Source organism: Saccharothrix coeruleofusca (assembly GCF_014648515.1).
Lineage (GTDB): Bacteria > Actinomycetota > Actinomycetes > Mycobacteriales > Pseudonocardiaceae > Actinosynnema > Actinosynnema coeruleofuscum.
On record NZ_BMRG01000004.1, the window covers coordinates 41,712 to 54,691 of the forward strand.

The 12,980-nt window shown below is 73.2% G+C and carries 12 protein-coding genes; 9 read left to right on the forward strand and 3 right to left on the reverse strand.

Translation table 11 applies throughout. From position 1 onward, the window contains the following. The first annotated feature begins 33 nt into the window (after positions 1-33). On the forward strand, positions 34-1,539 hold the full coding sequence (locus IEZ00_RS12405; protein ID WP_189223382.1) for a class I adenylate-forming enzyme family protein: 1,506 nt from the start codon (positions 34-36) through the stop codon (positions 1,537-1,539). An 11-nt stretch (positions 1,540-1,550) separates the two neighbouring features. Further along, positions 1,551-1,745, forward strand: a complete 195-nt coding sequence (locus IEZ00_RS12410) for a ferredoxin (RefSeq protein ID WP_189223383.1) — start codon at positions 1,551-1,553, stop codon at positions 1,743-1,745. 3 nt (positions 1,746-1,748) lie between these two features. Here IEZ00_RS12410 and IEZ00_RS12415 read toward each other — a convergent pair whose 3' ends face one another. Continuing rightward, positions 1,749-2,492, reverse strand: coding sequence for a class I SAM-dependent methyltransferase (locus IEZ00_RS12415; protein ID WP_189223384.1), 744 nt, complete (start codon positions 2,490-2,492; stop codon positions 1,749-1,751). Positions 2,493-2,607: 115 nt separating this feature from the next. Then, positions 2,608-3,330: a hypothetical protein gene (locus tag IEZ00_RS12420; RefSeq protein ID WP_189223385.1), complete on the reverse strand. Its 723-nt coding sequence runs from the start codon at positions 3,328-3,330 to the stop codon at positions 2,608-2,610. 246 nt (positions 3,331-3,576) lie between these two features. Between IEZ00_RS12420 and IEZ00_RS12425 the strand changes: the two genes are divergently transcribed. The 3 genes from IEZ00_RS12425 to IEZ00_RS12435 all read left to right on the forward strand — a co-directional run bounded on the left by IEZ00_RS12425 (position 3,577) and on the right by IEZ00_RS12435 (position 7,095). Further along, on the forward strand, positions 3,577-4,722 hold the full coding sequence (locus IEZ00_RS12425; RefSeq protein ID WP_189223872.1) for a BMP family lipoprotein: 1,146 nt from the start codon (positions 3,577-3,579) through the stop codon (positions 4,720-4,722). 5 nt (positions 4,723-4,727) lie between these two features. Then, the gene (locus IEZ00_RS12430; protein WP_229795529.1) at positions 4,728-5,513 is read left to right on the forward strand and encodes an alpha/beta fold hydrolase; all 786 of its coding nucleotides are present in this window, start codon (positions 4,728-4,730) and stop codon (positions 5,511-5,513) included. Positions 5,514-5,817: 304 nt separating this feature from the next. Then, complete coding sequence (locus IEZ00_RS12435) at positions 5,818-7,095, forward strand: putative glycoside hydrolase family 15 protein (protein ID WP_189223386.1); 1,278 nt, start codon at positions 5,818-5,820, stop codon at positions 7,093-7,095. A gap of 66 nt (positions 7,096-7,161) precedes the next feature. On the opposite strand, the gene IEZ00_RS12440 is transcribed toward IEZ00_RS12435, so the two are convergent. Then, positions 7,162-7,941, reverse strand: coding sequence for an NAD(P)H-dependent oxidoreductase (locus IEZ00_RS12440; protein ID WP_189223387.1), 780 nt, complete (start codon positions 7,939-7,941; stop codon positions 7,162-7,164). A gap of 139 nt (positions 7,942-8,080) precedes the next feature. Between IEZ00_RS12440 and IEZ00_RS12445 the strand changes: the two genes are divergently transcribed. The 4 genes from IEZ00_RS12445 to IEZ00_RS36520 form a co-directional block, all read left to right on the forward strand. Beyond that, a complete protein-coding gene (locus IEZ00_RS12445; RefSeq protein ID WP_189223388.1) occupies positions 8,081-8,929 on the forward strand; it encodes a helix-turn-helix transcriptional regulator in 849 nt (282 codons plus the stop codon). Between the two features lie 73 nt (positions 8,930-9,002). Next, positions 9,003-9,854: a helix-turn-helix domain-containing protein gene (locus tag IEZ00_RS12450; protein WP_229795704.1), complete on the forward strand. Its 852-nt coding sequence runs from the start codon at positions 9,003-9,005 to the stop codon at positions 9,852-9,854. A gap of 76 nt (positions 9,855-9,930) precedes the next feature. Beyond that, positions 9,931-11,997, forward strand: a complete 2,067-nt coding sequence (locus IEZ00_RS12455; RefSeq protein WP_229795531.1) for an ATP-binding protein — start codon at positions 9,931-9,933, stop codon at positions 11,995-11,997. A gap of 330 nt (positions 11,998-12,327) precedes the next feature. Then, a partial coding sequence (locus IEZ00_RS36520; protein ID WP_229795533.1) for an NADP-dependent oxidoreductase occupies positions 12,328-12,980 on the forward strand: 653 nt, incomplete at its 3' end.

Here is a 12,980-nt window from a genome sequence, read left to right on the forward strand (position 1 = left end):
CGTCCAGCCAGTCGGACGGGGAGGACAGCGGAGATGACCCACGCCCGGACCACGGCCACCATGTCCCGGCTCGTCCACTCGCTGCTCGCGCGGCAGCCCGACTCGGTCGCGCTGGTCGTCGACGGCGAGCGCGCCCTGACCAGGGGGCAGTGGGCGAGCGGGGCCGCCCGGATCGCGGGCGGACTGGTCGCCAGGGGAGTGCGCCCCGGTGACCGGATCGCCGTGCTGTGCGGGCACGGCGACTGGATCGACCACGTGGTGGCGGTGATGGGCGTGCACCTCGCGGGCGGCGCGGTGGTCACCCTGTCACCCGACCTGCCGGAGGAGGAGCTGGCGCGGCGGCTTGACCGCTGCGGCGTGACCGGTCTGGTCCACACCGCGGCGGTCCAGCCGCCCACCTCCCCCGGTTGGACCGCTCTGACGTCCGAAGTGGACGGTGAGCCGATCGGCCTGCCGGTCGAGGTGGACCCCCGCGAGATCGCGGAGATCCTGCACACCTCCGGCACGACCGGGCAGGCCAAGGCGGTGGCGGTCAGCCATGCCAACCTGACCCACGGCCGCGGGGCGCGCGGCGCGTTCCTCGGCGACAACCCGCGACTGCTGTGCGCCGTGCCGATCGGGACCAACGCCGGGCACAGCGCCACCATGCTGGCGCTGACCTCCTCCGGCGAGACCCACGTGCTCAGCGATCCAGATCCGGCTTCGGCGGCGCGGGCCATCGCCCGCTCGCGGATCGGCGCCGCCGTCGTGTCGCCGTGGGCGATCCAGCGCTGGCTCGCCGACGACGTGCCGAACCGGTGCGACCTCGGCGCGCTGCGCGTCCTGATGCTCGGCTCGACCGCCGTCCCGATGGCGACGATCAGCGCCCTGTCGCGCGCGCTGCCGGACGTGCGGGTGCTCCTGGGCTACGGGTCGACCGAGGCGGTGCCCGCGTCCGTGCACCACGCGCTGGCCGCCTGGAACGAGCACGCGGACCCGGCCTACCACCGGCTCCCGCGCACCGCGTCCCAGGGCAGGCCCGCGGCGGGCACCGAGGTCTCGGTGGTCGACGAGCGCGGCGAACCGGTGCCGCCGGGCGTCGTCGGCGAGATCCGCCTGCGGACCACCGCACCGCAGCGCTGGTACCTGGGCGACCCCGACCGCAACCGGGAGGTGTTCGCGGACGGGTGGACCAGGATGGGCGACTACGGCTCGCTGGACGAGGACGGCCACCTCCACTTCTTCGACCGGATTCCCGACGCGATCCGCACCGCGGGCGCGCTGGTGTCCTCCGCGCGGGTCGAGAACGCCCTGCTGTGGCACCCGAACGTGGTCGAAGCCGCGGCGTTCGGCATCCCCGACATCGAGGCGGGCCACCTGGTGGCCGCGGCGGTGGTGCTCGACTCCCCGGTGCCGGAGGGGGACCTGCTGGACTTCGCGCGGTCGGAGCTCACGGGCGCCGAGGTGCCCGTGCGCGTCTTCGTCGTCGACTCGCTGCCGCGGGGCGACAACGGCAAGCCGCTCAAGCGCGTGCTGCGCGTGCGGTTCGCGGACGGGTGAGGAGGAACGACATGCGGGTGCGGGTCGACGTGAACAGGTGCGTCGCGTCCGGTCAGTGCGTGGTGGCCGCGGCCGGGGCGTTCACCCAGTCCGAGCAGGAGGGCACCGTGGTGCTCCTCGTCGCGGAACCGCCGCCGGAGCTGCGGGCCGCCGTGCGCGAAGCGGCGTCGCTGTGCCCCTCGGGGGCGATCACCGTCAAGGGCTGACCCTCAGCCCTTGACCAGCACGGTGAGCGGCACGCGCCAGGACTGCTGCCTGGCCCGCTGGGGGTCGGGCAGCGCCCGCAACGCCGCGATGACCGGCTCGACCACCCGGACCCAGGTGGCGTCGTCGACCCGCCACAGGTACGGGTACTGCTTGCCGGTCAACGCTTTCGCGAAGTCCTCGGGGCTGAACGCCGTCTCGTACGGCCCGGCCCACGACTGCGCGACCACCCGCAACCCCGCGGCCGCCGCCGCCGCGGCCACGCCTTCGGGACTGTCCGGACGCGCCCGCAGCGGTTCCAGCGCAGCCATCGCCTCGCTCACCGGGTCGGGGTCGCTGACCGTGTTGCCGTGCAGAGCGACCAACCGACCGCCGGGGCGCAGCACGCGGGCGGCCTCCGAGATCGCTGCACCCATGTCGCTCACCACGTGCAGCACGTGGGCGCACACGACGTTGGGCAGGCAGCCGTCCGCGACCGGGAGCGCCACGGCGTCCGCGCGCGCCACCGCGCCGGGGAACCGGTCGCCCGCTTCGCGCAGCATCTCGGCCGAGATGTCGACGCCGACCACGGGGTGCCCGAACTCCCGCAGCCCTGCCGCGACGGCGCCGGTGCCGATGCCGACCTCCAGCACCGCACCGGGCACCAGGTGGCGGGCGATGATGGCCGCGGCGGTCTGGCCGCGCTCCAACCCGCCCCGCGAGTTGTCGTACTGCTTGGCGATCCGGTCGAACGACGATGATTGCGCCACAGCGACAGCTTAGTGCGTCCGAGGTGGATGGTCACCGGTTCGACCAGAGGGCAACCGCACTGCTCGCGGCCGTCGCCGATGCGCAGTATCGGCTTGCGGGACAACGAGAAGCCTCTCACCGCCGGGACCCGCCGGGTGGGTCGATGCCCGCGAGCCGGGTCTGCGTCCCGTGGTGCAGGTGGAAGCGCTCGAACGCCAACGGGTCGACCGCGGCCGGATCGTCGAGCAGGGCGATCACCGCCGCGCCGCTGGCCGTGCGGCGGACCGTCGCGTCGATCCCCGGCGGCAACGGCGGCATCCGCCGGTACAGCTCGGCGGTGACGTAGGTCCACCACCCCATCCGCTCGGGCCTGCGGCCGGGTGGTGGGGGAGCGTCGGAGACGGGCTTGGTCAGCGACGGGTACACCTGCTCCAGCGACCACTCGTCCTCGACCCGCCCGAACAGCGCTCCCGTCCGCTCCGCGACGGCCACCCACAACTCGGTCAGGCCGCCGTGCAGCCGCCGGTAGGGCTCCGCCTCGGGAACGGGGGACCGCCAGGTCCAGCAGGAGTCCAGCGACAGGACGACGGCGCTCGTCTCCGGGTCCGTCGCCAGCCAGATGTCCACCCCTTCGGAGTTCCACAGGTTCGTGGCGATCGTCCCCGCGGCCAACCCTGCGACCAGTTCGCGGTGGTCCAGCAGCAGTAGGTCGCCCTCCCGCTGGAAGCCGTTGATCGCCCCGTCCGGCCGGTGCGGTGACAGTCCCGCGTTCCCCGCGAGCGCCAGCACCGTCTCGACCAGGTCGGCGGTCAACGAGCCGGGCGGCAGGGACAACGACCACCACCAGTCAGAACCCACGGCCGGTCATTGTGCCCCAGGAGGCGCTCACCGGTTCATCGCGGAGCCACGGCTCGGGGTGGCGGCCCGATCGGCTCAACCGAGCGGTCGGAGCGCGGGCGTTTCCCCCGGTTCCCAGCAGGTGAACGCCGAAACGCAAGATCGCGGCCGGAAGGTACGGTCCGTCGCGCAAGCCCTGATGGGGCTCATCGGGGGAGCTGTCGTCTGCTCGACGAGCAGGGAGGGAGACCAACTGTGCGTCGTCCTGTGTCCGGCACCGCTGTCGCCGCGCTCGCGCTGACCGGCCTCATGGTGCTGAGCGCCTGCGCGAAGGACTCCGGCGGCACCACCGCGGCGACCGGCGTCGTCGGAGCCGGTTGCGAGTTCGCGACCCCGCCCGCCGCGCCAGCCGCCGCGACCACCAGCGCCGCGGGTCGCCGGGAGGCCGAGGGCGAGCAGGTGGACGGGAGCGCGCTGAAGATCGGCTTGGCCTACGACATCGGTGGTCGTGGTGACGCCTCGTTCAACGACCTCGCCGCCGCCGGGTTCGACCGGGCGATCCAGGACATGGGGGTGCGCAAGGAGAACACCCGCGAGGTCTCCGCCGCCCCGGCCGAGGACGAGTCGGTGAAGCAGTCCCGGCTGCGCCAGCTCGCGCGCGAGGGCTTCGACCCGATCGTCGGCGTCGGTTTCGCCTACACCGAGGCGCTGCGGGTCGTCGCGCCGGAGTTCCCCGACGTCCGGTTCGGTCTGGTGGACTCGGCGGTGGAGGGCGCGGCCAACGTCACGCCGCTGGTCTTCGCCGAGCAGGAGGGGGCGTTCCTGGCGGGCGTCGTGGCCGCGTACCAGAGCAAGAAGTGCCACGTCGGTTTCGTCGGCGGCGTCGACATCCCGCTGATCCGGAAGTTCGAGGCCGGTTACACCCAGGGCGCGAGGGCCGCCGCGCCGAAGGTCGTGGTCGACAAGAAGTACATCACGCCCGCCACCGACTTCAGCGGCTTCCAGGACCCGGCGAAGGGCCTGGAGACCGCGAAGGGGCTCATCGCCGAGGGCGCGGACGTCCTCTACCCGGCCGCGGGTGCTTCCGGCATCGGGGTCTTCTCCGCGGTGAAGCAGGCGGGCGTGCTGGCGGTCGGGTGCGACGCCGACCAGTACAACCAGCCGTCGCTGGCGGACAGCAGGGACGTCATCGTCGCGTCCAGCCTCAAGCGCGTCGACGTGGCGGTCTACGACTTCTTCAAGGCCGCCGCGAGGAACGACCTGGCTTCGCTGCCGAAGGTCTTCGACCTCAAGGTCGACGGTGTCGGCTACGCCACCTCCGGTGGCAGGATCGACGCGAAGCTGCAGGGCATCCTCGAAGGGTTCAAGGCCCAGATCATCCAGGGCTCGATCAAGGTCGCGGACAAGCCGTAGCCGCCGTGGACCAGCCGCTCAGCGCCACGCTCGTCGTCGACGACGGCACCGGGATCGCCTACCACCGCTGGGAGCCTGACCCCGGCACCGACCCGGACCCGGTGCCGGTCGTGCTCCAGCACGGCTTCGCCGCCAACACCGCGGTCGAGTGGGCCGACCGCGGCACGGTGGCCGCCTTCACCGCCGCCGGGCGCGGCGTCGTGGGGGTCGACGCCCGCGGCCACGGCCGGTCCGGGAAATCGCCCGACCCGGCCCGTTACGGCGAGCGCCGCATGGCCCGCGACCTGCGCGCGGTCATCGCCGCTCTGGGCGTGCCCGCCGTGGACCTCGTCGGCTACTCGATGGGCGCGGTCGTCGCCCTCCTGACCGCCGCCGAGGAACCCGCCGTGCGCAGGCTGGTCATCGGCGGCGTCGGCGCCGGAGTCGTCGAACTCGGCGGCGTCGACACCCGCGTGCTGCCCAACGACGTGCTGTCCCTGGCCCTCCTCGCCGACGCCCCCGGCACCCTGCCGCCCGAGGTCGCGGCCATGCGCGCGTTCGCCGAGACGGTGGGGGCCGACCTGCCCTCCCTGGCCGCGCAGGCCCGCTCCGCGCACCGGGGGCGCATCGACCTGGCCGCCATCGCCGCTGCGACCCTCGTCATCGCCGGTGACGTCGATCCGCTGGCGCAACGCCCGCACGTCCTCGCCGACGCCATCCCCGACGCCCGCCTCCGCCTGCTGCCGGGAGACCACGGCGTCGTGGGCAGCCCGGCCTTCCGGGCCGCGGCCGTCGACTTCCTGCGGGGTTGACGCCCGCCCAAGCCCCCGGCGCGACCGGCTCCCACCGGACGGGACGGGCTCGCGCCTGATCGCTCCAGCGGTTGACAAGAATGATTTCGATCAATATGGGAGCGCATTTTCCGCGTGGTGTGGCGCACGTTGCTTGACTTATTTGAAGAGCGCCGGTTTTACTGCCTCCGCACGTTGTCCTACCGGCTGGTAGGTGATCTCCGTGCTAATGGTACGAGGGCAGGCGCGCCCATTCCCCGTTGTGCTCGACATCTTTGTCGCGCGCACCGGTGGGTGCCGCCTGCGGTAAACCGGGGAGTCCGGAATGGCCCTGTTCGACCGCCGCCACCGCGTCCGCCACCGGCTTGCGCGCCGCAGCCGGGGCGGCATACTGCTCAGCGTCGTGGCCGGTGTCGCGGCGGCGCTGCTGGCCGCGCCGTCGGGCGCGACCAGCGCCGTCGAGTCCTCGGCGGGCGGAGGCGGAGCGGTGAAGTCCTTCTGGCTGCACTGGAACGGCACCCCGGTGTCGGACGAGGTGCTGGCCACCGAAGCGCGCAGGCGCGCCTACATCGTGCTCAACGCCTGGGAAGGCGCGCTGGTCCCGAAGCTGAAGGCGGCGAACCCGGAAGTCCAGGTGTTCGTCTACAAGGACCTGTCCTCCACGCGCAGCTACGCCTGCCGCGGCGGCGTGGACGACGCGCAGCTGCCCACCGGCGTCGGGTACTGCCAGGCCGAGCGGGAGCACCCCGAGTGGTTCCTGCTCGACCAGGGCGGTCGCCGGTTCGAGTACAGCGGCTACGCCGGGCACTGGCAGATGGACGTCGGCAACCCCGCCTACCAGGACGCCTGGGCCGCCAACGTGGTCGGCAGCAGCAAGGCCGCCGGGTTCGACGGCGTGCTGATGGACAACGCGCTGTTCCCGTGCGACGCCTACCACGAAGGGGTCTGCCCGGCGAAGTACCCGACCGACGCGGCCTTCCAGGACGCCTACGAGTCGATGCTGGCGGGCACCCGCGACCGGTTCACCGCGGCCGGGTTGAAGACGGTGGCCAACCTGTCCAACGCCCGGCTGCACGCGGGCGCCTGGGACGCCTACACCGAGCACCTCGACGGCGGGTTCGACGAGTGGTGGCTGACCTTCGACGACACCAACCTGCTCTCGGAGTACCCCGAGGGCTGGAGCAGGCAGGTCGACCAGATCGCCGCCAACGAGGCCCGCGGCAAGATCACCTGGGTGCAGCCCCACCACAGCGCGGGCGCGGAGCGGCCCCGCCGGTACGCGCTGGCCAGCTACCTGATGGCCGCCGGTGACCGGACCGCGATCGCCGGCGTGGAGCGGACCGACGGCTACGGCGACCCCTCGCCGTGGCACGCCGAGTACGACTGGGACCTCGGCACGCCGACCGGGCCCTACCGGTCGGTGGCCGCGAACGTCTTCCGCCGCGACTTCTCCTGCGGCACGGTCCTGGTCAACGCCAACCGCACGGACAGCCCGCCGACCACCGTGCGGCTGGAGCAGGGGCAGGTCGACGAGCGCGGCGCGACGGTCTCCTCGGTCTCGCTGGCGGGCACCTCCGGGGCCATCCTCCGCAAGCCCTGCTGACCGGGGTTCCGGCGGCGGGCACCACCCGCCGCCGGGACACCCCGGATCTCCCTGCTGCTCCTGCGGTCAGTCGCGCACGTGCAGCCTGAAACCCGTGCGGCCCGCGGGCTCCAGCCCCTCCTTCAGCTGCAGCGAGGGGATCTCGTAGTCACCGGAGTTCTGCCGCCGGAACGCGATCGGCTCGGTCGACTCCAGGGTGAGCAGGCGCTGCTCCCACGCCTTGGCCGCGTCGGCGTACTCGTCGGCGGTCATCCGGTCCACGGCGTAGAGGACGAACGGCGGCAGCACCTCGATGCCGGGGTGGTAGAGGATGCCGTGCTGGATCGGGAACAGCAGGTCGTCGATGGGGCCGTTGATCCCGCGAGGGGCGTAGTGCGCCTCCGGGCCGCCGGTGGTCACCACCAGCATGCCCCGCCGACCCGCCAGGGTGCCTTCGCCGAAGCGCTCGCCGTACCGGGTGTCGCTGTGCTCGCCGACGCCGTAGGCGAAGTGGCAGGTGAACACCCGGTCCACCCAGCCCTTGAGGATCGCGGGCATCGTGTACCACCACAGCGGGAACTGGAGGATGATCGTGTCGGCCCACAGCAGCTTCTCCTGCTCGGCGAGCACGTCCGGGGTGAGCGCCCCGGCGTCGAAGGCCCGGCCCGAGTCGCTGTTGATCTTCAACGGGCTCGAAGCGTAGGGACCGTAGTCCGCGGCGTCCACGACCGCCTTCCAGTTCATCGCGTACAGATCGCTCACCCGCACCTCGTGCCCGGCGGACTCCAGTGTGGACACCGCGAGGTCCTTCAACGAGCCGTTGAGCGACTTCGGCTCGGGGTGGGCGTAGACGATCAGCACCTTCATGGGAACTCCTCAAGATCGGGTGCTCCCGATCCTGGGCGTCGCGGCACCCGGTGTTCAGGGACGCTTCCACCGTCGGACGGGACTTCCTGGTAATGGCAGGACCACCTTCGCCCGCGCCACCGGGGCCATACTGGTGGGCATGGACGATCTCGCGGGCTTCCTGCGGACCAGGCGTTCACGGGTCGACCCGGCGACGGTCGGCATCCCCACCGACCGGCGTCGCCGGGTCGCGGGGCTGCGCCGCGAGGAGGTCGCGCACCTGTCCGGTGTCAGCGTCGACTACTACGTGCGCTTGGAGCAGGGCCGCGCGACCCAGCCCTCCGAGCAGGTCCTCGACGCGCTGGCAGGCGTTCTCGGTCTCGACGAGACCGAACGCGAGCACCTGCACCGGCTCTCCCGGCAGCGCCACCGCCGCGCAAAGGTGCCGAGCGGACGAGTCAGGCCGGAGCTGCTGCGCGTGCTCGACCTGGTCGCGGGCGCACCCGCGATGATCATGGACTACCGCTTGCAGGTGCTCGCGGGCAACCACATGGCCCGCCTGCTGTTCGGCAAGCCGATACCGGGCCTGAACATCGCCCGGCACGTCTTCCTCGAAGAGGGCCCGCACGGCCTCTACGCGGACTGGGAGCACTGCACCCTCGACGCGGTCGGGCACCTGCGCCTGGCCGCGGGCAAGTACCCCGAGGACCCCCGGCTCACCTCGCTCGTCGGCGAGCTGGCCATGGGCAGCGAGCGCTTCCGCCGCCTCTGGGCGCGCGCGGACGTCCGCGCTCGCACGCACGGCCGCAAGCGCTACCGGCACCCGTTGGTCGGGCGGCTGGAACTGCACCAGGAGAACTTCGCGCTGCCGGATGAATCGGGCGTGGAACTGGTCGTGCTGTCCGCGCCTCCCGGCAGCCCCGCCGAGGACGGGCTGCGTCTGCTCGCGAGCCTGGGGGCGGACAGCGGTGACGTGCAGCAGGCGGTGAACGCCCAGGTCCGCGAGTAGTCCCGGCGACATCCAGCGCCCGCGAATCGACACGCGAAAGCGGATGTTCCACGTCGGGCACACTTGCGCCGTGATGTTGCACGATCTTGGGGCGGCGGTGCGCAGGTTGCGCGAGAACGCGGAGCCCAGCGCGATCGGACTGCCGGGCGGTGGACGGCGGGTCCGCGGGTTGCGGCGGGAGGAGCTCGCCGAGCTGGCCGGGGTGTCGGCGGACTACGTGCGGCGGTTGGAGCAGGGGCGCAGGCACCCGTCCGCCGGCGTGGTGAACGCCATCGCCCGCGCGCTGCGGTTGGAGCGGGCGGAGTACGAGCGGCTGTGCGCCCTGGCCGGGTACGCCGCGGCCGACGGACAGGTGCCGAGCGAGGCCGGGGTGGCCGCGCTGCGGCTGCTGGAGCGGTTCGCGGACACCCCCGCGTTCCTGGTCGACGCGGCGTGGAACGCGGTCGCGGTCAACGCCACGTGGGCAGCGCTGGGCTGCGGAGCGCCGACCGGGCACGCCCTGGACTGGAACATCGCGTGGCGCACGTTCCGCAACCCGCTCGGCGGGATCAGCCGGACCGAGGAGCACGCGGTGGGTTTCCAGGCGATGCTCGCCGCCCGGCTGCGCGACACGTCCTTGCGCTATCCCGCTGACCAGCGACTCGCCGAACTCGTTGACGAGCTGCGGAGCGAGAGCAGGCCGTTCGACGCCCTGTGGCGCGCCTCCAGACCGGTCGCGGGCTACGACAACCGCGCCGTGTTCCGCCATCCGGACGGCGAAGCCATCACGCTGGACGGCAACCTGCTCGAAGTGCCGGAGGACGACCTGATGCTGGTGGTCCTCACCGCGGCACCGGGCTCGGCCGACGCGGCGCGGCTGGGCGAGGTCGTCAGCGCCTCCGACGAGCAGCCCGTCATCAGGGTGGGCCAAGCCGGCCCAGGCTGACTGAGCCGGTGGGAGCAATCCTCTGAGCACCCGTCGGATCATCGGCGGCGAGCCGAGCGGGCAGGAGGAGTGCGCATTGGGCAGGACCGGGCTGGCGGACCGGTTGGCGGCGGCGCGGGCCGTCGCGCTGGTGGGCAGGGGGCCGGAGCGGGCGGTGCTCGACCGGATGGTGTCGGGAGCGGCGGACGCCCCGGTGGTGGCCTACCTGCACGGCCCCGGCGGCATCGGCAAGTCCTCGCTGGTGCGCTACGCCGCGCGGCAGGCGGAACTCGCGGGCCGCAGCGTGGTGCACGTCGACGCTCGCTTCCTCGACGGGAACCCGCGGCATCTGGAGGAAGCCGCCGCCCTGGCCTGCGTCGAGCCCGGCACGGCTCTGCTCGTGGACTCCTTCGAGCAGGGCGGGCGACTCGAGCCGTGGCTGCGCGACACCTTCCTGCTCCGGCTCGCCGAGGGCGCGCTGGTCGTGCTCGCGGGGCGGGGCGCCCCCGACGCCGACTGGTCGCTGGACCCCGGCTGGGCGCGGCTGTTCGCCGACCTGGCACTGCGCCCCCTCGACCCCGCCGAGGCCGACGCCCTGCTCGCCGCCCGCGGTGTCGCCGCCGAGCAGCGGGCCGCCTTCGTGGCCTTCGCCGGGGGCAGCCCGCTCGCGCTCTCCCTCGCCGCGTCCGCGCCCCCGGCGACACCGGGCGCGCCGTGGGGGCCCACCGGGGACGCGCTGACGACCCTGGTGCAGCGGTTGGTGGGGGACCTGCCGAGCGCCGCGCACCGGCGCGCCCTGGAGGTCGTCGCCCAGTCCTACGTCACGCGCGAACCACTGCTGCGCGCGGTGCTGGGCGATGAGGACAGCGCGGCGGTGTTCCCCTGGCTGCGCCGGCTGCCCTACATCGAGGCCACCCCTGAAGGGCTGCAGCCGCACGACGCGGTGCGGGCGACCCTGGAGGCCGACCTGCGCTGGCGCGACCCCGAGCGCTACGACGACGTGCGCGTGCGCGTCTCGGTCGCGTGCTTGCAGGCGGTGCGCCGCGCCTCCGAGGAGGATGCGCTGCCGCGTGTCGCGGAGTGGATGTTCCTCTTCCGCGACCGCGACGGCCCGGACGCCCTGTACGACTGGCGGGCGCATCCCCACGTCGAGGACACCCCGCTGCGACCCGGCGACGTGCCCGACGTCCTGCGCATGGCCGAGGAGGCGGAGGGGCCGACGTCGGCGGTCGCGGTCGCGCACTGGGCGCGCCGCCAGCCGGGGGCCTTCCGCGTCTACCGCTACGCGGGTTCGTCCGCGCCGGTGGCGTTCATGGCGATGCTGCGGCTGGAGGCGCCGCTGCCCGAGGACCGGGCCGCGGACCCGGTGATCGCGCGGCTGTGGGAGCACGTGGGGGCGAGCGGCGCGCTGAGGCAGGGCGAACACCTGGGCATCCGCCGCTTCGCGGTGCAACCGGGTTGGCACCAGCGTCCCTCACCCCTGATGGACCTCATCAGCAGGCGCACCATCGCGGAGGAGATGAGGACCCGCGGGCGCGCGCTGACCTTCACCGTGTTCCAGGACGCCGAGCGGTGGCGCCGCTACCTCGCCGACGCCGGGCTGCACGAGATCGTCGCGGTGCATCTCGACGGGCGCGAGCAGCACGTCTTCGGTCGGGACTGGCGGCGGCAGACGGTGGAGCAGTGGGTGGAGCACCGGGCCCGCGCCGCGACCGCGCCCGTGGTCGCGTGGTCCGCGTCCGCCGCCCCCGGTGACGAGCTGCCGCGTTCGGCGTTCGAGGCGGGCGTGGTCGAGGCGCTGCGCACGTGGCGCGCTCCCCGCGAGTTCGCGACCAGCGTCCTGCTGCGCTCGCGCCTGGTGCCGCGGGGTTCGGCCGACCCGGTCGCGGACCTGCGCGGCACCATCACGACCGCCCTCGACGCCCTGCGGGTCGATCCCGCGGGCGTCAAGGCCTACGAAGCGCTCACCACCACCTACATCTCGGCGTCCCGCACCCAAAAGGCAGCCGCCCGACGGCTCGGGGTGCCCTACGGCACCTACCGGCGCCACCTGGCGCTGGCCAGGCAACGGCTCGTCGAGCAGTTGCTGCGGCGGCAGGTCGAGGCGCTCGCGCCTTCTCCGCCGACCTCGTCGAAGACACCCGAGGACGCACCGGAGATGTAGACCTTCGCAGGAGGGCGAGGTCTCTGGTTCCGGAGAGCACGGGCAGCGGCAGTGCCCACCTGTGCCCGCGAGCGCCCGCCCCGGCCCAGCCGGGCGCGCTCGGCGCGGGCGTTCACGGACCGGGCGGTGGCGCGCGGTGCGGGCAGTGTTGAGCGCGGGTGAGCACCACAGGGCGCGGGGATCGAGCAGTGGTGTGGCGCAGGGTCGTCGGTGCTGGTCGCGCGCGGAGGTGACCGGCATCACTTGCTTCAAATTCGAAGCAAGATTACAGTAGTCCCAGTTGCTTCAAATTCGAAGCAACTTCCCCCGAGAACGAGAGCGAGCCCCGAGATGAAGGCAGTGCGCTTCCACGAGTACGGCGAGCCCGAGGTCCTGCGCTTCGAGGACGCCGAGCAGCCCGCCCCCGGTGCCGGGCAGGTCCGCATCCGCGTGGCCGCGACGTCGTTCAACCCCATCGACGCCGGTGTTCGCGCGGGCAGCAGGCGCGACGTCATGCCGGTGGCCCTGCCGCACACCCCCGGTCGCGACGTGGCGGGCGCGGTCGACGCGCTGGGCGAGGGCGTGCACGGCCTGGAAGTGGGTGACCAGGTCGTCGGCTTCCTGCCGATGATGGAGGACGGCGCTGCCGCGGAGCACATCGTGATGTCGGCCGAACTCCTGACGCCTGCGCCGAAGCGCGTCCCGCTGGCCGACGCCGCCGCGCTGCCGTTGGTGGGCCTGACCGCGTGGCAGGCGCTGTTCGACCACGGCGGGCTGGCGGCCGGGCAGCGCGTGCTGATCAACGGCGCGGGCGGCGCGGTCGGCGGCTACGCGGTGCAGCTGGCCAAGTGGGCCGGTGCGCACGTGATCGCCACGGCCAGTCCGCGCAGCGGCAAGAGCGTCAGGTCGGCGGGGGCCGACGAGGTTGTCGACCACACCGCCACCGAGGTGGTCGAGGCGGTGGGCGAGCCGGTCGACCTCGTGCTCAACCTCGCGCCGATCAC

Bases quoted from the DNA above. Each gene is read 5' to 3' on its own strand.
- IEZ00_RS12435 (WP_189223386.1), top strand. From the start codon at position 5,818: ATGGCCCTGTTCGACCGCCGCCACCGCGTCCGCCACCGGCTTGCGCGC.
- IEZ00_RS12445 (WP_189223388.1), top strand. From the start codon at position 8,081: ATGGACGATCTCGCGGGCTTCCTGCGGACCAGGCGTTCACGGGTCGAC.
- IEZ00_RS12405 (WP_189223382.1), top strand. From the start codon at position 34: ATGACCCACGCCCGGACCACGGCCACCATGTCCCGGCTCGTCCACTCG.
- IEZ00_RS12450 (WP_229795704.1), top strand. From the start codon at position 9,003: ATGTTGCACGATCTTGGGGCGGCGGTGCGCAGGTTGCGCGAGAACGCG.
- IEZ00_RS12440 (WP_189223387.1), bottom strand. From the start codon at position 7,941: ATGAAGGTGCTGATCGTCTACGCCCACCCCGAGCCGAAGTCGCTCAAC.
- IEZ00_RS12410 (WP_189223383.1), top strand. From the start codon at position 1,551: ATGCGGGTGCGGGTCGACGTGAACAGGTGCGTCGCGTCCGGTCAGTGC.